Origin of the sequence: Xenorhabdus griffiniae (genome assembly GCF_001028135.1) — a bacterium.
Classification (GTDB): domain Bacteria; phylum Pseudomonadota; class Gammaproteobacteria; order Enterobacterales; family Enterobacteriaceae; genus Xenorhabdus; species Xenorhabdus bakwenae.
In genome coordinates, this window is the sequence record NZ_LDNM01000012.1 from 33565 (window position 1) to 52152 (window position 18588).

Below are 18588 nucleotides of genomic sequence, written 5' to 3' on the forward strand. Positions count from 1 at the left end.
AAATTTATAGCCAATCCATTGATTATGTGGATTGGCTATTTTTATTAAGGCGCCGCTATTTTATGGCGGCGTTTATTAATGATGCGCAGAATGGGCGGAATAACAATGACCAATACCGCCAGAATCAGCAAAACTTGTGTGATAGTACTACTCCATAAGATCTCAAAATCTCCATTGCTGATTGAGAGTGCCCGTCGTAGGTTTTGTTCCAGCATTTCGCCTAAGACGAAACCTAAAATCAGTGGTGACATTGGGAAATTCATTTTTCGCAGTATATAGCCGAAAACACCTAACCCGACCATCAACATAAGGTCAAAAGTGGTACTGTGGATGGCGTATACGCCAACTGCGGAAACGATGGCTATTGAAGGAACCAAAAACCACATTGGGATACTCAACATACGGGTAAATAGCCCAATCATCGGGATGTTCATGATCAGTAACAAAATATTGGCGATCAACAAAGCAGCAATAAGCCCCCAGACAATATCAGGTTGCTCGGTGAACATGGTAGGACCGGGAGTGATGTTATAAAGTGTCAAAGCGCCCAGCATCACAGCGGTTGTACCTGAACCGGGGACACCGAGAGTCAGCATAGGAATAAATGAACCACAGGCTGATGCGTTATTGGCGGCCTCCGGTGCAGCGACACCGCGGATATCACCTTTACCAAATGAATCACTGTTACCACTGATCCGTTTTTCTGTCATGTAGGTTATTGCACTGGCGATTGTCGCCCCTGCACCGGGTAATATTCCCACAAAAAAGCCAATCACTGATGAGCGTAAGGTTGGTCCTGCACACGCTGCCGCTTCTTTCCGATTGAATAGCAAACGCCCTGTCTGGCGAATGACTTTTTGCCCCGCAGAAGTACTCTCCAGCATCAATAAAATTTCACTGACGGAAAATAGCCCAATGACGACAACAATAAATTGAATACCATCGGAGAGGTGCACGTTATTAAAGGTGAAACGATAAACGCCGGTATTAGCATCAACGCCCACGGTTGCTAAGGCCAAACCGATTAAGGCGGCAAGGAGTGATTTTATGGGATTTTGACTCATCATGCTGCCGAGGCAAGCAATGGCAAATACCATGAGTGCAAAGTACTCAGCAGGCCCGAATGCTAAAGACCACTGTGCTAAAAGTGGAGCAAATAAAATGATACCCATGATAGCCAAAAGTGAACCACAAAACGAACTCACAGCAGAGATAGAGAGTGCAACCCCCGCGCGTCCCTGTTTTGCCATCGGGTAACCATCAAGCGTTGTCATAATGGCAGCGGCATCTCCCGGTACATTCAGTAATATTGAAGAGATACGGCCGCCATACTCACAACCAATGTAGACAGTTGCTAATAAAATCAGGGCAGATTCAGCGGGTAATTTTAACGCAAAAGCCAATGGCAGCAGGATCGCCACCCCATTTATGGGACCAAGACCAGGCAGTAACCCAACAACAGTCCCGATAAAACAGCCGACTAATGCAATGACCAGGTTTTTAGGTACTAATGCGACTTCAAAACCATGGAGCAGATATATCCAAGTATCCATTGTTGTCTCCTTAGCTGAACCAACTGCCGACGGGCAGGGTGACCTCTAACAAACGGTCAAAGGCAAAAAAGAGCGAAATACCGAGAAATACACCAGAAAAAATCGCTGTAAGGAGCGTGGCGTTAAAGAGTCGTGCCACACTGATAGTCAATAACGTGGTTGCGAGTGGAAAACCCAACCACTCAAATGACCATGCATAAATGGCTAGTGTGGCAATTAATAAAACTAAGCGACGTAACACGTGTGGTGTCGGCCAGCAAACAGGGTCAGGTTTTTTAAACAGCAACAGTAACGCACAGAGTGCCATCAATGAAATAATAGCAATTGGAAATGGACGAGGACCCAGAGGTTCATAGCTATATTCACTATGGATACCCCATCCAGTCACCAACCCGATTCCACATAGCACCAGCCATACAGTAGCAAAGATACGATCGCTCATGATGCTATCCCTGTTATTTTGCTAAACCAAAGGATTTGGCCATTTCATGGTATTGAATAACTTGTTTTTTCACATAGTCATCCAGCTCTTTGCCCGTCATATTAAATTCAAATAACCCGCGCAGTTCACGTTGTTTTTTGAATTCGTCAGTTTGTTGGAGTTTTTTAAAGGTATCTACCCACCATTGATATTGTTCATCAGAAACTTTGGGTCCCATATAAAAACCGCGAATAATTGGCCAAACAAGGTCATAACCCTGTTCTTTTGCTGTTGGAATTTTTGCTAGATCGCCGTCTAAGCGTTTATCGGCATAAACAGCAAGTATGCGAATTTTATCGCCACTAAGATAAGGTAACGTTTCACTGAGATCACCGGATACGACTTGGATATGATTACCCAACAGGGCAGTGATAGGTTCACCGCCACCTTCAAACGCGACATAGCGCATTTTGCGGGGATCAACCCCCACCTTTTTGGCCAGTAATGCGGTTTTCATCCAGTCTTGACTACCGATGGAAGCACCTGCGCCAAACACAATACTATCAGGCGCTTTTTTAAACGCCGCCAGCAAATCTGTCAGCGTCTTGTAAGGCGAGTCATTGCGTACAGCAATCATGCCGTAGTCTGTGCCGACACTGGCGAGCCAGCGTACATCATTGACGTTGTAGCGACCAAATTTGCCTTGTGCAAGATTCAATAAGGAACCGCCGGAAAAGGCAACGACAGTACCGGGTTCCGCAGGCCGTTGAGCAATAATGGCATTATAAGCAACCGCGCCGACACCGCCGGGCATAAATGTCACCCGCATGGGAGAATCGATAGTTTTAGTTTCTAACAGTGAAATTTGGATGAGTTTGCAGGTTAAATCAAAGCCTCCGCCAGGTTTGGCGGGTGCAATACATTCGGTTCTATTGGGAGCAGGAGTTGCAAAAGCGCAGGCACAAATAAACAGGCTTGCAGCGGTTAATAATGTTTTAAAAGTTCTCATTTTTATTCCTCACATAGCACCAGTAAAGGAGATGAATGACAAATTTCTGGTGCATGTTCATTTATAGAAATGAAACCTTTCAATTACCTTTCATTAACAACAAAAGTTGTCTGGATGTGATTTCAATCGCTTAATTTGCGTAGTGTTTTACATGATTTTGTTAATTAATTGTTTGCATTCATGTTTTTTGTTAACCCCTAAGCAATTGCTAAATCTTAATATTGCAATTATGTGATATCTCCGCTTTATTTCTCTGGTTAATTTTTGACAATAGGTATTATTCAATGCGGCTATTATTGGTTGAAGATCACTCAGAATTATCACATTGGTTACAGAAGGCATTGAATAATGCTGGGTTTGTGGTGGATCTGGCGCAAGATGGTATTGTGGCAGATCAGCTTTTGCAGACTGAAAATTATGCGTTGTTGATTCTGGATGTGGCCTTACCCAGATTAGATGGTTTGTCTCTGTTATCACGGCTGCGTAAGCGTGGTCAAAACTTACCCGTGTTGTTATTGACGGCTAAAACAGAGGTTACGGATCGTGTGAAAGGATTGAATTCCGGTGCCGATGATTACCTGACTAAGCCTTTTGATTTTCAGGAATTGGAAGCCCGTATTCGTGCATTGTTACGCCGTAGTTCAGCTATACCACAAGAAGCACAGAAATTTGGTTCATTAGCTTATGAAGGCGAAGGGTATTTTGTACTGAACAATGTACTGCTGGCACTGACACCCAGAGAATTGTCTGTTTTAACAACACTATTTTATCGTCGGGGGCGTCCGGTCTCTAAACAGCAACTGTTTGAGCAAGTGTTTTCTCTATCGGATGAGGCAAATCCACAAAGCATAGAGCTATATGTTCATCGGTTGCGGAAAAAATTAATCGACAGTGATGTAGAAATCAGGACATTACGTGGATTGGGATATCGATTGGAGCGGCTGGCATAATGAAGTATCTGAAAGTACCGCGATCGTTATTCCACCAATTATTGCTGTTTCTGGGCGTCCCTTTACTATTATTGGGTTGTGTTTCTGTTTATAGCCAGTATATCGGTGTGAAAAATGCGGCTATGCTGGCTTATGACAGAACACTGCTTGCTTCAGCAAGAACAGTCGCTGAACGTTTGACTGTCAGAGAGCAAAATTTGCTCGTTGATGTACCTTATGTTGTTTTGGACAGTTTCGAACGCAATACAAATGATCGCCTGTACTATCAGGTCATATCGCCGAAAGGCAAGACGATTTCCGGTTATGACGACCTCCCGCGAATACCGCAGAACGTCCAGCGTTCACCCTTGTATACGGCACTGGCTTATTTTTATGATGCGGAATATCAGGGGCAGCCTATACGAGTAGTGGGGTTATACCAACCCGTCAATGAAGGCAACATAATGGGGATGGCATTGATATTGGTGGCGGAAACTGTATCTTCCCGCCAATATATGGCTCAACAGTTACTGCTGTCTTCGCTGGTTAATCAGGGGACGGTCGTATTGTTGACATTACTCCTTGCTTACATTCTGCTCAGGCTCCTGCTGAAACCGTTGCGGAAGCTTTCAGGCATTATGAGCCTCCGTTCTGCTAATGATCTAACACCATTACCAAATATTTTACCGTGGTCCGAACTTGTTCCCTTACTGCACTCGCTTAACCGATATATTGGGCGGTTGGGTTTAATGGTTGAACGCCAGGAGCGATTCAGTGCGGATGCTTCTCATCAACTGAGAACCCCTTTAGCGGTATTGAAAACACAAGTTGCGGTAGCACGTGGCAACCCGGCTTCAGAACAGCGGGATAGCATACTGACGGCAATTGATAAGAGTTTGGATAATATGATCTTGCTGACTGATCGTCTGCTGCAACTTTCACAACTTAGAGTGCATGAAAAAGAGGCAATACAAAATTATCAGCCGGTCAATATCGTGGCGCTGTTGCAACAAGTCTGCTTTTCTCGCTTACAGCAGGCAGAAAGCAAAAACATTGACTTAGGTTACGAAGGGGAAGATGCCTTAGGGATCAGAGGCGATCCGCTATTGTTAGCCGAAATGTGCGCTAACTTGCTGGACAATGCCATCAAATATACCCCGCAAATGGGAGTGGTAACGGGAAGGGTGAGTATAATGCCAGATAAAAAACACGCTTGCCTTGAGATCGATGATTCAGGGTCGGGTATCGCCCAGGAAGATATTCATCAATCGCTAATGGCATTTAACCGTTTGGACAACGCCGCCGGGCTGGAGGGGGCAGGATTAGGGCTGACTATTGTTAAAGAAATTTGCCAGTATCACCGTGCCACTCTCCAGCTTTTACCCAGTGAGGTATTGGGGGGATTATTGGTAAGAATTGTGTTCAGGCTTTCTGCGTGTGAGCGGGATGCGTAACTGTTGCGCAAGTATCACACCCGCTAACACAATGCCACCCCCAATTAAGTGGTAACTGTGCATTTCCTCATGAAGAGCCACGATAGCAATGATGGCAGTAAATACAGGTGCCAGGTTCATAAAAATAGACGTCATATCTGCGCCAATGCGGGTGACACCTTGTATCCACAAATAGGGCGCAAGAATGGAAGCGGGAATGCCAGCAAACAGAACAAGGGAAAGATTATCGGCTGTTAACTGAACATTGTCCGTTATCATAAAATTAGGCAGAAGCAATAAAACGCCAAACCCAATTTGTACATAGAGTGATTGCCAGTTGGGTAATGGAATTGCCCAGCGTTTGGTTAAAACCCCATATAAGGCATAAGAAGCGGCGGCAATAAACATCATCACTTCCCCAATCCCCAGGCCATGTTGCAATAATGAAGCGGGTTCCCCTTTGCTGACCAGCCACACAAGGCCAAACAGAGATAACACGGTGCCGAGAGTGATACCAACAGTGGGGGTAACCCGTAAGGCAAAGATACTGATAATGACGGTTAATAAAGGTATCAAGGAAGTGAAAATGCCGATGATTGTCGCGCTGACGGTGTGAGCGGCATAATAGGCCAGGCTTTGGTTAAGTACCATACCCAGAGAACCCAAAATCAGTAGCTTCCACCAATATTGGACAACGATTTTCCGCTGCTTTAGGGCTGGCAATAAGAGAAAAGGCGTCAGGGCCAGAAAGGCAATAAACCAGCGGTAGAAAGAAATTGCAGCAGGTTCAATCAGGGTGGCAGCCGCTTTGCTGACAACGGCATTGACTGACCAGATCAACACCGCGACGAGGGGGAATAATAAGTTCTTCATTGAGTGAAATTATTCATGTAAGTAAATCGTTTAGTGAGTCTATACCAATCCAACTTCAAGATGCGTGTTATATTTTCCCGCTGCGCGGGGAAATATAAGGCCTCGCGTCGTCTTGCGGATTGCGACCTGAAGTTCATCGAGTATAAGGGCATATAGGTTTTCTGTGAATATAGCTTTTCTGTGAATATAGGTTTTCTGTGAATATAGGTTTTCTGTGAATATAGGTTTTATGCAGATAAAATGGCAGAATAGTGGATCACGCCCATTTAAGCCATTGGATGAGAAAAGTGAAAATCTTAGTTGATGAAAATATGCCTTATGCTGAACAGCTCTTCCAGCAATTAGGTGAAGTGCAGGCAATTCCAGGACGCCCGGTGCCTGAAGGAATTTTGGAACATGCCGATGCCTTTATGGTTCGATCTGTCACTAAAGTCAATGAATCGTTGTTGCAAGGCAGTTCGGTGAAATTTGTCGGAACTGCCACTGCGGGAATGGATCATGTTGATCAGCAATGGTTATCTCAGGCAGGGATTGGTTTTTCCGCCGCCCCTGGATGTAACGCTATTGCCGTGGTTGAGTATGTCTTCTCGGCATTGATGCTATTGGCTGAACGAGATCAATTTCAGCTGAAAGACAAGACTGTCGGTATAGTCGGTGTTGGTAATGTCGGGGGGCGTTTAGCTGATCGACTGGCGGCTTTGGGCGTGAAGACGTTACTGTGCGATCCTCCTCGGGCAGATCGGGGTGATGAAGGGGCGTTTTGGCCGTTAGAAAAATTGGTGCAAGAAGCGGATATTCTGACTTTCCATACACCACTTAATCACTCTGGCCCATACCAGACGTATCATTTGGCTGATGCAGAATTACTTTCTGCATTACCGGATAACCGTATTTTAATTAATGCCAGCCGTGGCGAGGTGGTTGATAATCAAGCGTTACTTTCCGCGCTGCAAAATGGCAAAAAGTTACGCACAGTGCTTGATGTTTGGGAGCCAGAGCCTAACCTTTCTCTACCCCTGTTAGCGTTAGTGGATATTGCGACTCCACATATTGCTGGTTATACCCTGGAAGGCAAAGCACGGGGTACAACTCAGGTTTTTGAGGCCTATTGTGAGTTCCTGGGGCAACCTCGCAAGACAGCGTTGGCTGATCTGTTGCCGACACCTGATTTCAGTCAGGTCACAGTACGGGGGGATGTGACACAAAGTCTCCTCAAGCGTTTGATGCATTTAGTGTATGATGTGCGCCGTGATGATGCACCTTTACGTCAGGTTGCGGATCAACAAGGTGCTTTTGATCGATTACGCAAATACTATCCAGAACGGCGGGAATGGTCTTCCCTGACCGTGCATTGTGACTCAGAAGAGAGTGCTCAATTACTGTCCAAAATTGGATTTAACGCAAAAGTCATTTAATACAGGCAGGAATCCCTGTCTGTCAGCAAAATAAAAGAAGTGGAGAAAACCAACATGTCAGAAGGTTGGAGTATTGCGCTTTTGGGTGCAACGGGCGCAGTAGGTGAAGCGATATTGGCGTTATTACAGGAACGTCAATTTCCGGTTGGTGAACTGCATCTTCTTGCCAGTGAGCAAAGTGCTGGAAAGATCCAGCGTTTTAACGGAAAAAACATCACAGTTCGTGATGTGGCAGAATTTGACTGGTCACAGGTACAACTCGCCTTTTTTGCCGCTACGATGGAAATAACGGCACAACATATTGAAAAAGCAACAGAATCTGGCTGTCTGGTGATTGATAGTAGCGGCTTATTTACAGCAGAACCCGATGTGCCTCTGGTTGTTCCTGGCGTTAACCCGTACGCATTGGCTGAATATCGTAACCGTAATATCATTGCGGTGGCAGATAGCTCAACAAGTCAGGTTCTGACAGCCATCAAACCATTAATCGATGCGGCAGGCATTGCCCGTTTACATTTGACCAACATATTGCCAGTTTCTGTTCATGGTAAAGCCGCTATTGATGAACTGGCAGGTCAGAGTGCCCGCTTATTGAATGGCATTCCACCAGATGAAGGCTATTTCAGCAAACAACTGGCTTTCAATTTACTGCCTTTGCTGCCAGATGCAGAAGGTGTGGTGCGTGAAGAGTGCCGTATTGTCGATCAGGTTCGCAAGGTATTGCAGGATGAAGGATTGCCGGTTTCTGTCAGTTGCGTCCAATCCTCCGTTTTTTATGGCATTGCGCAAATGGTGAGTGTGGAAACACTGCGTCCGATTGGTATCGAAGAAGCTCGTGGTGAGTTTGAGCGCTTTGAAGAAATTCGGGTTTCAGAAGAGGGGGATTACCCGACGCCGGTAACGGATGCTTCGGGCAGCGATAGTTTGAGCATAGGTTGTCTGCGCAATGATTATGGTCTGCCAGAGATGCTGCAATTCTGGTCAGTTGCCGATAATATCCGTTTCGGCGGTGCCTTGATGGCGGTTGAAATCGCCGAGAAACTGATGCAGGAGCAATTTTACTGATGTCTGATACAGAGCTGAGTCAGTCTGTGCCAGAGGCAAAAAAAGTAAAAATTGCACTGGGGATTGAATATGACGGCAGTCGATATTATGGTTGGCAGCGTCAGCAAGAAGTGAAAAGCGTGCAGGAGTGTCTGGAAAAAGCCCTGTCGAAAGTCTCGAATGAGCCGATTTCAGTTTTTTGTGCGGGCAGAACGGATGCGGGAGTACACGCAACTGGGCAGGTTGTGCATTTTGAAACCTCAGCCCAACGTAAAGATGCAGCCTGGACAATGGGGGTCAATACCCATTTGCCACCGGATATTGCAGTACGTTGGGTTAAAACGGTGGATGATGAGTTCCATGCCCGTTTCAGTGCTACCGCTCGTCGTTATCGCTATGTGATTTTCAACCATCGTTATCGTCCGGCGGTATTGGAGCACGGCGTCACGCATTTTCATTATCCATTGGATGAGAAAAAAATGCATGAAGCGGCACAAAGCTTGTTGGGCGAAAATGATTTTACCTCTTTCCGGGCAGTGCAGTGCCAATCCAATTCACCGTGGCGCAATATGATGCATATTAACGTGAGTCGGCACGGGCACTATATTGTCGTGGACATTAAGGCGAATGCTTTCGTGCATCACATGGTACGCAATATCGTTGGCAGCTTGCTGGAGATTGGTTGTGGTCACCAGGATATTGGCTGGATGGCTGAATTATTGGCACTGAAAGACAGGACAAAAGCGGCCGCCACTGCCAAGGCTGAAGGCTTATATTTAGTCGCTGTGGATTATCCTGAGCGTTTTGGTTTACCTGAACCCATCATGGGACCCCTGTTTCTGGCAAATCATTTAATCTGACATTTTCGAATAGTGGCAGGGATGTTCGGTCATCACGAGGAATATTATGGAGTTTTTGACTCATTTTGTTGATTTTGCGAAATTCATTGTCGATTTTATTTTACACATTGATGCCCATTTAGCTGAATTGGTGGCCCTTTATGGTGATTGGGTTTATGGCATCCTATTTCTGATTATATTTTGTGAAACAGGTTTAGTGGTCACGCCATTTTTGCCCGGGGATTCCTTGCTGTTCGTGGCTGGCGCACTCTCGGCATTAGATTCCAATGATCTGAATGTACACATCATGGTGGCTTTGATGCTGACGGCCGCGATTATTGGTGACGCTATAAACTATACCATTGGCAGAGTTTTTGGTGAGAAATTATTTACCAACCCAAATTCAAAGATTTTTCGCCGTAGTTATTTAGATAAAACCCATGAATTTTATGAAAAACATGGCGGAAAAGCCATAATCTTGGCTCGGTTTGTGCCAATTATTAGAACGTTTGCCCCGTTCGTTGCCGGAATGGGGAAAATGTCTTACCGCCACTTTGCTGCTTATAATGTCATCGGTGCATTTATCTGGGTGCTATTATTCACTTATGCCGGTTATTTATTTGGTGATATGCCCGTTATACAGCAAAATCTGAAATTATTGATTGTTGCTATTATTTTTATTTCTATTCTGCCAGGCATCATAGAAATTTGGCGTCATCGTCGCGCTGCATCGAAAAAAGCAACAGGCAGTGCAGTAGATAAATAGACGATAGATAAATCGACAACCGTAAACAGGTTTGAGCAGTTTTTTATCCACACTGCAATGGCATTGTGGTTTAATGGCACGTAAAACAAAAGCTGGCAGCAGCCAGATTCAGACGGAAAGGTTCATTAATGAGCTGGATTGAAAAGATTCTAAACAAAAGCAAAATCATACAAACTCGTAAGGCAAGTATCCCTGAAGGAGTTTGGACAAAATGCGACAGTTGCAGTCAAGTACTTTATCGTGCTGAATTAGAGCGTAACCTTGAAGTGTGTCCAAAATGTGGCCACCACATGCGCATTTCAGCCCGTAAGCGATTGCATTCATTTTTGGATGAAGGCACTGGCACAGAATTAGGCAGTGAACTGGAACCGAAAGATATCCTGAAATTCCGCGATACCAAAAAATACAAAGATCGCTTAGTCGCTGCCCAGAAGCAGACGCAAGAAAAAGATGCAATTATCGTCATGAAAGGTAAGCTGCATGATATGCCCGTTGTGGCTGGTGCGTTTGAGTTCAATTTTATGGCCGGTTCAATGGGTTCTGTGGTTGGTGCGCGTTTTGTGCGTGCCGTTGAACAGGCGCTGGAAGACAACTGTCCATTTGTCTGTTTTACCACCAGTGGTGGCGCTCGTATGCAGGAAGCATTGATGTCACTGATGCAGATGGCAAAAACCAGTGCGGCGCTGGCAAAAATGCAACATCGTGGTTTGCCTTATATCTGTGTGTTGACCCACCCGACAATGGGGGGGGTAACGGCAAGTCTGGGGATGCTGGGTGATATCAATATCGCTGAACCTAAGGCATTGGTTGGCTTTGCTGGTCCTCGTGTCATCGAGCAGACAGTGCGTGAAAAATTGCCGGAAGGTTTCCAGCGCAGTGAATTCCTGCTGGAGAAAGGTGCGATTGATATGATCGTACGTCGTCCAGAGATGCGCGATAAAGTTGCCAGCCTGCTTGCCATGTTGACCCACAAACCTCATCCGGGCACAAAAGCAGAGCCAGTAGAAGCAATCGTTGTTGATTCTGCTGATGTCGAAGCTGATATAAACATCACTCCTAATAAAGAAGATGTCTGATATTTCACAAATTCCTCAAGCCACGTCGTCACTCATGACGTGGCTTTCCTATCTGGAAAACCTGCATACCAAAGCCATTGATATGGGGCTTGAACGTGTGGGTAAACTGGGCCGCCAGTTAGGTTTATTGAAACCGGCTCCAAAAGTTATCACGGTATCAGGCACCAATGGCAAGGGAACCACCTGCCATGCCCTGGAATCTGTTTTTCTGGCCGCGGGGCTTAACGTCGGCGTGTACAGTTCCCCGCATTTAGTACGCTACACCGAAAGGGTGCGTATTCAGGGGAAAGAACCCGCAGAACAAGATTTCTGCCGTGTATTTGCCGCGATTGAAGCGCAGCGTGGCGACATCTCATTAACCTATTTTGAATATGGCACATTGGCAGCCTTACAGCTTTTTGAAGAAGCTGCTCTTGATGTTGTGATTTTGGAAGTCGGGCTGGGTGGTCGTTTGGATGCCACCAATATTGTTGATGCCGATATTGCCGCAATCACCAGTATTGCACTGGATCATACGGATTGGTTGGGAGCCGATCGTGAACACATTGGCCGTGAAAAAGCGGGCATTTTCCGCCGTGGACATTTTGCGGTGGTGGGTGAACCTGAGATGCCTCACTCAATTGCTGAAGTTGCGGATGAATTGGGGGCTAAACTCTTTCGCCGTGGCGTTGACTGGCATTTCTCACAGCAAGAAAATAGCTGGAACTGGCGAAGCGATAAGCAACAATTCAATGAGTTACCTTTACCGAATTTGCCGTTAGCAAATGCTGCAACTGCAATGGGGGTGATCGATTGCTTGTTGCAGCAGGATGACAAAGTCAGCCGGGCCATTGATGAACAAGCAATCCATGCAGGGCTAAGAAATGCGCAATTACCGGGGCGTTTCCAAATTGTCAGGGAAAATCCGCTGGTCATTTTGGATGTGGCTCATAATCCACATGCTGCGGGCTATCTGGTGCAAAAACTGGCAGAATGGACTCGTTCTCCAGACAGTAAGATCCGGGGTGTGGTTGGCATGTTGGGAGATAAAGACATAGCAGGGACACTTGCCTGTCTTTCTCAACAAATTGATGAATGGTATTGCGCATCATTGCATGAACTGAGGGGAGCAGAAGCCGATGTACTGGCTGGACATCTTGTGCAGGCGAGGACATTCCCCGAAGTAAAAACAGCCTGGCAGCAGGCAATGAACGATGCATCAGTGCAAGATATTATCGTGGTTTGTGGCTCTTTCCACACTGTTGCACATGTCATGGAAGCACTGGAGGAGGGCAAGGAAAGTGGCCAGTAAATTCCAAAATCGCTTGGTTGGCACCATTGTTCTCGTTGCATTGGGTGTCATTGTCCTGCCTATGATTTTTGATGGCGATAAGAAATATAACGAAGATCAATTTGCTTCAATTCCTTTGGTGCCAAAACCGGGTGATGAAGAGGATATTGACGCGATCCCACCCTTGACACAAAACATGCCGTCTACACCGCCTGAGGGTGCTGCGGAAGCAATGCAATCACAGGAGCAAGAGCCAGATATAGATATGTTGTCCCGTCTATCGCCTTCAGAGCCAATAACAGCACCTCCTGTCACGCAAGATCCTAAAACAGGGGGGCAACCTGAGTCATCTTCTCAACAGAAAGTGGCAACTAAACCACAGGTTAAACCGGAACCTCGTATTGAAAGCCAGCCAGAAACCAAACCTAAACCGAAGCCAACCGAGCAAGCCCCTCAGGCAACGGCATATGTTGTTCAGCTTGGCGCGTTAAAAAATGCGGGCAAGGTTGACGAAATAGTGGCAAGGCTGCGTCTTTCCGGGCATCAGGTATATACAGTGCCTTCTTCTCCGGCACAGGGACAGTTAACCCGGATCTATGTCGGGCCGAATGCATCAAGGCAGGCACTGGAATCTATTTTGTCCGAATTAAGAGAACTTACGGGATTACAAGGGCAGATCAAAAATTATAAGCCATAATCTGATTGGCACAGCAAATGCGGTTTGTTTACCTGCCGGAAATTATTTTCAGTAGCGTGATGAATCTACTACGCAAACGTTTTCGTTTTCTGTTAGAATGCGCCCGACCTGAATGTCGGGGGCCTGTTTTTGGATTAAAATATGGTCTGGATTGATTATACGATCATTGCCATCATTGGTTTCTCGGCACTGGTTAGCTTGATTCGGGGTTTTGTTCGCGAAGCGCTCTCCCTGATGACGTGGGGCTGTGCTTTCTTTGTTGCAAGCCACTTCTATACTTATTTGGCGGCTTATTTTACCCGCCTTGAGGATGAACTGGTGCGCAATGGGATAGCGATTGCTATCTTATTTATTGCAACACTGATTATTGGCGCGGTAGTAAACTATGTCATTGGTTCACTTGTTCAGCGAACGGGCCTGTCAGGCACTGATCGGGTCCTGGGGATCTGCTTTGGCGCCTTGCGTGGTGTCTTGGTGGTGTCTGCCATTCTGTTTATTGCAGACTCTTTCACGCCACTGCCCAAAAGCCAGGATTGGCAACAATCACAACTGATCCCACAGTTTAGTCAAATTATCAGGTGGTTTTTTGACTACCTACAAAGTGCGTCGAGTTTCCTGCCGGAGAGATAACGCTCTCCGCTTGGCTGATGAGGAAAGGCTACATGTGCGGTATTGTCGGTATCGTCGGTTTTACACCGGTTAACCAGTCGATTTATGATGCATTGACGGTGCTTCAGCACCGTGGACAAGATGCAGCAGGTATTGCAACTATTGATGGTAACAATGAGTTTCGTTTACGTAAGGCTAATGGTTTGGTCAAAGATGTGTTTGAAACACGGCACATGTTACGTTTACAGGGAACCGTCGGCATTGGACATGTCCGTTATCCTACGGCGGGCAGTTCCAGTGCATCTGAAGCGCAGCCCTTTTATGTGAATTCTCCTTTTGGTATCACGTTGGCACATAACGGCAATCTGACAAACGCACATGAATTGAAAAAAATGCTGTTTGAAAATGCCCGCCGTCATGTCAACACCACCTCAGATTCTGAAATTCTACTGAATATTTTTGCCAATGAATTAGCCCAGTTTCCCCATTTCCCCTTAGCGCCTGATGATATTTTCTCGGCAGTCGCAAAAATGCACAAAAAAATTCGTGGCGCTTATGCTTGTGTTGCCATGATTATCGGGCATGGAGTGGTGGCTTTTCGTGATCCACATGGCATTCGTCCTCTGGTGCTGGGAAAGAAAACACTGGAAGAGGGTCGCCATGAATACATGGTGGCATCGGAAAGTGTGGCGCTGGATACATTGGGTTTTGAGTTCCTGCGTGATGTGGCTTCCGGGGAAGCGATTTATATCACTGAAAACGGGCAACTGTTTACTCGCCAGTGTGCAGAAAATCCGTCATTAACACCTTGTTTGTTCGAATTTGTCTATTTCGCTCGCCCGGATTCCTTTATTGACAAGATTTCGGTCTATAACGCCCGGTTGCGGATGGGACGGACATTAGGGGAAAAAATTGCCCGTGAATGGGAAGATTTACAGATTGATGTCGTTATTCCCGTACCGGAAACCTCTTGTGATATCGCCCTGGAAATCGCCCATATTCTGGATAAACCCTATCGTCAGGGATTTGTCAAAAACCGTTATGTAGGGCGTACCTTTATCATGCCTGGTCAGCAGGAGCGTCGTAAATCCGTTCGTCGTAAACTGAATGCTAATCGCGCTGAATTCCGGGGTAAAAATGTTTTGCTGGTGGATGATTCCATCGTCCGTGGAACCACGTCTGAACAGATTGTTGAACTGGCGCGTGAAGCGGGCGCTAAGAAAGTCTATTTTGCTTCGGCGGCACCGGAAGTTCGCTTCCCGAATGTTTATGGTATTGATATGCCGAATGCCAATGAACTGATTGCTCACGGCCGGGAAGTGGATGAAATTCGTCAGATCATTGGGGCCGATGCCCTGATATACCAAAACCTCCACGATCTTGTCCAGGCTGTCCGGGAAGAAAACCCGGATATTGAAAAATTCGAATGCTCCGTATTCGATGGTATCTATGTCACGAAAGACATTGACCAGTGTTACCTCGACTATCTGGAAAACCTGCGCAAAGATGATGCCATGAAAGTGCGTGGCCAGAGCGAAATAGAGGATCTGGAAATATATAATGAAGGATAATATTGTTATTATCATGCAGTTATAGCCAGAATCTCAGAGGAAAACATGAAAAAATTGATTGTCGGGCTGACCGGCGCGAGTGGTGCGATTTATGGTGTCAGGTTGCTGCAAGTTTTGCGGCCAATAGAAGGCATTGAAACGCATTTAGTGATCAGTCCATCAGCCCGGCAGACTCTGGCATTGGAGACGGACTATACGTTGCGGGATGTACAGACTTTGGCCGACGTTGTACATGACAATCGTGATATTGCCGCCTCCATTTCCTCTGGCTCTTTTAAGACATTGGGGATGGTGATTTTGCCTTGCTCCATAAAAACCCTATCAGGAATTGTGCATAGTTACACTGACGGCTTAATTACCCGTGCCGCAGATGTTGTTTTGAAAGAGAAGCGCAAGCTAGTGCTGGGGGTGAGGGAAACGCCCTTGCACTTGGGGCACCTGAGATTAATGACGCAGGCTGCGGAAATTGGGGCGGTGATCATGCCACCGGTTCCGGCATTTTATCATCGTCCTGAACATATTCAGGGTATCATCGACCAGACGGTTAACCGTGTGCTTGATCAATTTGATATTGACTTGCCAGAAGATCTGTTTAGCCGTTGGCAGGGCGTTAAGCCCATTGGATATGGCATGTAAGTTGAGTCAATATGCTGTTGTGAAGAGACCACAACAGCATATCGTTTATTGCCTGATATTTTGTTCAGGCTACACCAGCGTTGTCCTTTTCCTCTATTACATCTTGTAAGGCTTCTTCCAGTTGAAAATAACGGAAACCAAATCCGGCTTCTTCCAGTCTTTTGGGAATGGCTTGTTGACCCCCTAAGACTAACTCAGCGGCTTCTCCCATCATGACTTTTAACACAAAGGCAGGAATGCGCATAAAAGCAGGACGATGTAATACCGTTGCGAGTGTGGCACTAAACAGCTCATTATGAACAGGGTAAGGAGATGTCATATTAAAGGGACCATAGAGATCAGGTGATACCAGCAGGTAATAAAGGCCATTGACCATGTCGTCAATGTGTATCCACGGCATATACTGCTTGCCAGTGCCGATTGCTCCCCCTAAACCTAGCCGGAACAGTGGCAACATTTTTTGCAGAGCGCCCCCTTTGGGAGCCAAGACAATGCCTGTACGCAGCAAACAGACACGGGTTTTATCACTTTGAGCCTGTAGGGCAAGCTGCTCCCACCGTTCACAAAGCTGATGGGCAAATTCATTGTGAGGAAGATCGTTTTCGGTAACGACTGATTGTCCCTGATCGCCATAATAGCCAACGGCTGAACCGGAAATAAAGACAGATGGCGGAGATTCACTGGCCTTGATTAGCTTGCTCAATTGTTCCGTGAGCTGCCAGCGGCTTTGACACAGTTTCTCTTTTTGTTTTGGTGTCCATCGTTTATTGATAATAGACTCGCCAGCAAGATTGATAACAGCATCAAAGCCATTGAGATGGTGTTGGTCATTTAACGTTGTCCAACATTCAACGCGATCAGAAAACAGAGAATACACCTTTTGTGGTGAACGACTCAAAATGGTGATGGAATGGGAGAGCGACATCAACTGGCAGGTCAAGCGATGACCAATTAACCCTGTGCCCCCCGTAATTAAGATACGCATAGCCACCCCCTGTAACAAAAGATCATTGTACATTGGACTATAACAAGGGATGACTTAATCGGCAGCGAAATATGCTGCTATCTGTTACCACTATCAAGTTTTATGGTGCAAAATCTCGCCATCAGATGAATTTATTACATATCTGGAGTTAAGCTTCCTTATAGGCTGCTTGTGTCGCAGGACGCCGGCTTATCTTATCCAGCCATTGAGCAACCGCCGGATAATCCTGTAGGTCGATTTTTTGGTATTCATGGCATTTCGCCCACGGATAAGTGGCAATATCTGCGATACTATATTCGTCTCCGCCGAGATAAGCCGTTTTTTCCAGTTGGGTGTTTAACACCTTGTATAAACGTTTTGATTCTTCCACATAGCGATTAATGGCATAGGGGACAACTTCTGGCGCGTAGCGGTTGAAATGGTGATTTTGACCGAGCATTGGGCCAAAGCCGGCAACTTGCCAAAACAGCCATTGCAATTGTTCGGTACGTTCACGCAACTCTTTGCTTAATAGCCGGCCTGTTTTATTTGCCAGATAAAGTAAAATGGCCCCTGATTCAAAGATAGCGACAGGCTCTCCCCCATCGGCGGGTTGATGATCGACAATAGCCGGGATCTTATTATTGGGTGAAATGGTGAGAAATTCAGGTTTGAACTGTTCGCCAGTGCTGATATTGATGGGGTAGATAGTGTAAGGAATGCCGGCTTCTTCAAGAAAAAGGGTGATTTTGTAGCCATTTGGGGTTGGAGCATAGTATAGATCTATCATATAACCTCCAGCGATAATAACTTTCTGAAAAATGTAACGATGTTACCTTAACATCGTTTGTTTATAAATGTTATAAACTTACTGCAAAAAGTAACAGGCAACTGATTGATAAAGGGTTTTTAGAATGATGCAAGAAAAATCAGCAAATATTGAATGGATTGACATCGTTAATGAAGGCAATGAAGTCATTGCACAATCGTCTCGCCAACAGATGAGAGCGCAGAACTTGAGGCATCGTGCGACTTATATTGTCGTGCATGATGGTATGGGCAAAATTCTGATTCAGCATCGTACAGAAACGAAAGACTTTTATCCGGGAAAATTAGATGCCACGGCGGGAGGGGTTGTTATGGCGGGAGAAACGTTGCTTGAGGCTGCCCGCCGGGAGGCAGAGGAGGAGCTGGGGATTGCCGGTGTTCCTTTTGCCGAACATGGTGTTTTTTATTATGAAGAGGACATTTGTCGTATATGGGGTGGTTTGTTCAGTTGTGTTAGTCATGGGCCATTTGCATTGCAGGAAGCAGAAGTTGCCACTGTTTACTGGCTGACGCCGGAAGAGATCACGGCCCGTTGTGATGAATTCACGCAGGATTCCTTGAAAGCGCTCTCCTTATGGTTAAAGCGTAACCATCAAGTAGAGTAGTTTTCACTATCATTGAGAATTATTTGTTACGGAAATGAGGGTATTTCGTT

At 45.9% G+C, this 18588-nt stretch carries 19 protein-coding genes; 13 read left to right on the forward strand and 6 right to left on the reverse strand.

Annotation, left to right across the window (positions count from 1 at the left end):
• Positions 1–44 precede the first annotated feature (44 nt).
• Genes AAY47_RS03865 through AAY47_RS03875 form a run of 3 tightly spaced genes read right to left on the reverse strand, consistent with a single transcriptional unit; the run spans position 45 to position 2983 of the window.
• A complete protein-coding gene (locus AAY47_RS03865; RefSeq protein WP_047767053.1) occupies positions 45–1553 on the reverse strand; it encodes a tripartite tricarboxylate transporter permease in 1509 nt (502 codons plus the stop codon).
• Between the two features lie 10 nt (positions 1554–1563).
• Positions 1564–1995, reverse strand: a complete 432-nt coding sequence (locus AAY47_RS03870) for a tripartite tricarboxylate transporter TctB family protein (protein ID WP_047767055.1) — start codon at positions 1993–1995, stop codon at positions 1564–1566.
• A gap of 13 nt (positions 1996–2008) precedes the next feature.
• Entirely contained in the window at positions 2009–2983 is a 975-nt protein-coding gene (locus tag AAY47_RS03875) for a Bug family tripartite tricarboxylate transporter substrate binding protein (RefSeq protein WP_083446718.1), read from the reverse strand.
• Between the two features lie 284 nt (positions 2984–3267).
• On the opposite strand from AAY47_RS03875, the gene tctD reads away from it, so the two are divergent.
• Positions 3268–3933, forward strand: coding sequence for a transcriptional regulator TctD (gene tctD / locus AAY47_RS03880; RefSeq protein ID WP_047767059.1), 666 nt, complete (start codon positions 3268–3270; stop codon positions 3931–3933).
• Positions 3933–5366, forward strand: coding sequence for a sensor histidine kinase (locus AAY47_RS03885; protein ID WP_047767060.1), 1434 nt, complete (start codon positions 3933–3935; stop codon positions 5364–5366). Before tctD ends, AAY47_RS03885 begins: the two co-directional genes overlap by 1 nt.
• Here the strand turns inward: AAY47_RS03885 and AAY47_RS03890 are convergent.
• Complete coding sequence (locus tag AAY47_RS03890; RefSeq protein ID WP_047767062.1) at positions 5316–6218, reverse strand: DMT family transporter; 903 nt, start codon at positions 6216–6218, stop codon at positions 5316–5318. The two genes, AAY47_RS03885 and AAY47_RS03890, sit on opposite strands and share 51 nt — an antisense overlap.
• Positions 6219–6505: 287 nt before the next feature.
• Between AAY47_RS03890 and pdxB the strand changes: the two genes are divergently transcribed.
• The 10 genes from pdxB to AAY47_RS03940 all read left to right on the forward strand — a co-directional run bounded on the left by pdxB (position 6506) and on the right by AAY47_RS03940 (position 16141).
• Positions 6506–7633, forward strand: a complete 1128-nt coding sequence (pdxB, locus tag AAY47_RS03895; RefSeq protein WP_047767064.1) for a 4-phosphoerythronate dehydrogenase PdxB — start codon at positions 6506–6508, stop codon at positions 7631–7633.
• A 54-nt stretch (positions 7634–7687) separates the two neighbouring features.
• Positions 7688–8698 carry an aspartate-semialdehyde dehydrogenase gene (locus tag AAY47_RS03900; RefSeq protein ID WP_047767066.1) on the forward strand — a complete coding sequence of 337 codons (1011 nt, stop codon included), beginning with the start codon at positions 7688–7690 and terminating at the stop codon, positions 8696–8698.
• On the forward strand, positions 8698–9537 hold the full coding sequence (gene truA, locus AAY47_RS03905; protein ID WP_047767068.1) for a tRNA pseudouridine(38-40) synthase TruA: 840 nt from the start codon (positions 8698–8700) through the stop codon (positions 9535–9537). Before AAY47_RS03900 ends, truA begins: the two co-directional genes overlap by 1 nt.
• A gap of 46 nt (positions 9538–9583) precedes the next feature.
• Positions 9584–10282 carry a DedA family protein gene (locus tag AAY47_RS03910; RefSeq protein ID WP_047767070.1) on the forward strand — a complete coding sequence of 233 codons (699 nt, stop codon included), beginning with the start codon at positions 9584–9586 and terminating at the stop codon, positions 10280–10282.
• Positions 10283–10410: 128 nt separating this feature from the next.
• Positions 10411–11358 carry an acetyl-CoA carboxylase, carboxyltransferase subunit beta gene (gene accD, locus AAY47_RS03915; protein WP_047767072.1) on the forward strand — a complete coding sequence of 316 codons (948 nt, stop codon included), beginning with the start codon at positions 10411–10413 and terminating at the stop codon, positions 11356–11358.
• A complete protein-coding gene (gene folC, locus AAY47_RS03920) occupies positions 11351–12649 on the forward strand; it encodes a bifunctional tetrahydrofolate synthase/dihydrofolate synthase (protein WP_047767074.1) in 1299 nt (432 codons plus the stop codon). Before accD ends, folC begins: the two co-directional genes overlap by 8 nt.
• The gene (gene dedD, locus AAY47_RS03925; RefSeq protein WP_047767077.1) at positions 12639–13325 is read left to right on the forward strand and encodes a cell division protein DedD; all 687 of its coding nucleotides are present in this window, start codon (positions 12639–12641) and stop codon (positions 13323–13325) included. Before folC ends, dedD begins: the two co-directional genes overlap by 11 nt.
• Before the next feature lie 141 nt (positions 13326–13466).
• A complete protein-coding gene (gene cvpA, locus AAY47_RS03930; RefSeq protein WP_047767079.1) occupies positions 13467–13955 on the forward strand; it encodes a colicin V production protein in 489 nt (162 codons plus the stop codon).
• Positions 13956–13987: 32 nt separating this feature from the next.
• The gene (gene purF / locus AAY47_RS03935; RefSeq protein ID WP_047767081.1) at positions 13988–15505 is read left to right on the forward strand and encodes an amidophosphoribosyltransferase; all 1518 of its coding nucleotides are present in this window, start codon (positions 13988–13990) and stop codon (positions 15503–15505) included.
• A gap of 45 nt (positions 15506–15550) precedes the next feature.
• A complete protein-coding gene (locus AAY47_RS03940) occupies positions 15551–16141 on the forward strand; it encodes a UbiX family flavin prenyltransferase (protein WP_047767082.1) in 591 nt (196 codons plus the stop codon).
• A 64-nt stretch (positions 16142–16205) separates the two neighbouring features.
• Here AAY47_RS03940 and AAY47_RS03945 read toward each other — a convergent pair whose 3' ends face one another.
• The gene (locus AAY47_RS03945; protein ID WP_047767084.1) at positions 16206–17126 is read right to left on the reverse strand and encodes a TIGR01777 family oxidoreductase; all 921 of its coding nucleotides are present in this window, start codon (positions 17124–17126) and stop codon (positions 16206–16208) included.
• Positions 17127–17274: 148 nt separating this feature from the next.
• Positions 17275–17895 carry a glutathione binding-like protein gene (locus AAY47_RS03950; protein WP_047767086.1) on the reverse strand — a complete coding sequence of 207 codons (621 nt, stop codon included), beginning with the start codon at positions 17893–17895 and terminating at the stop codon, positions 17275–17277.
• A gap of 124 nt (positions 17896–18019) precedes the next feature.
• On the opposite strand from AAY47_RS03950, the gene yfcD reads away from it, so the two are divergent.
• Positions 18020–18538, forward strand: a complete 519-nt coding sequence (gene yfcD / locus AAY47_RS03955; protein ID WP_047767087.1) for an NUDIX hydrolase YfcD — start codon at positions 18020–18022, stop codon at positions 18536–18538.
• The last annotated feature ends 50 nt before the right edge of the window (positions 18539–18588 follow it).

Excerpts from the sequence above, each read along its gene's own strand:
- AAY47_RS03900 (WP_047767066.1), top strand. The coding sequence starts at position 7,688 with ATGTCAGAAGGTTGGAGTATTGCGCTTTTGGGTGCAACGGGCGCAGTA.
- accD (WP_047767072.1), top strand. The coding sequence starts at position 10,411 with ATGAGCTGGATTGAAAAGATTCTAAACAAAAGCAAAATCATACAAACT.
- AAY47_RS03940 (WP_047767082.1), top strand. The coding sequence starts at position 15,551 with ATGAAAAAATTGATTGTCGGGCTGACCGGCGCGAGTGGTGCGATTTAT.
- truA (WP_047767068.1), top strand. The coding sequence starts at position 8,698 with ATGTCTGATACAGAGCTGAGTCAGTCTGTGCCAGAGGCAAAAAAAGTA.
- folC (WP_047767074.1), top strand. The coding sequence starts at position 11,351 with ATGTCTGATATTTCACAAATTCCTCAAGCCACGTCGTCACTCATGACG.
- AAY47_RS03885 (WP_047767060.1), top strand. The coding sequence starts at position 3,933 with ATGAAGTATCTGAAAGTACCGCGATCGTTATTCCACCAATTATTGCTG.
- purF (WP_047767081.1), top strand. The coding sequence starts at position 13,988 with ATGTGCGGTATTGTCGGTATCGTCGGTTTTACACCGGTTAACCAGTCG.
- AAY47_RS03950 (WP_047767086.1), bottom strand. The coding sequence starts at position 17,895 with ATGATAGATCTATACTATGCTCCAACCCCAAATGGCTACAAAATCACC.
- AAY47_RS03890 (WP_047767062.1), bottom strand. The coding sequence starts at position 6,218 with ATGAAGAACTTATTATTCCCCCTCGTCGCGGTGTTGATCTGGTCAGTC.
- AAY47_RS03945 (WP_047767084.1), bottom strand. The coding sequence starts at position 17,126 with ATGCGTATCTTAATTACGGGGGGCACAGGGTTAATTGGTCATCGCTTG.
- yfcD (WP_047767087.1), top strand. The coding sequence starts at position 18,020 with ATGATGCAAGAAAAATCAGCAAATATTGAATGGATTGACATCGTTAAT.
- AAY47_RS03870 (WP_047767055.1), bottom strand. The coding sequence starts at position 1,995 with ATGAGCGATCGTATCTTTGCTACTGTATGGCTGGTGCTATGTGGAATC.
- tctD (WP_047767059.1), top strand. The coding sequence starts at position 3,268 with ATGCGGCTATTATTGGTTGAAGATCACTCAGAATTATCACATTGGTTA.
- AAY47_RS03910 (WP_047767070.1), top strand. The coding sequence starts at position 9,584 with ATGGAGTTTTTGACTCATTTTGTTGATTTTGCGAAATTCATTGTCGAT.
- AAY47_RS03875 (WP_083446718.1), bottom strand. The coding sequence starts at position 2,983 with ATGAGAACTTTTAAAACATTATTAACCGCTGCAAGCCTGTTTATTTGT.
- cvpA (WP_047767079.1), top strand. The coding sequence starts at position 13,467 with ATGGTCTGGATTGATTATACGATCATTGCCATCATTGGTTTCTCGGCA.
- AAY47_RS03865 (WP_047767053.1), bottom strand. The coding sequence starts at position 1,553 with ATGGATACTTGGATATATCTGCTCCATGGTTTTGAAGTCGCATTAGTA.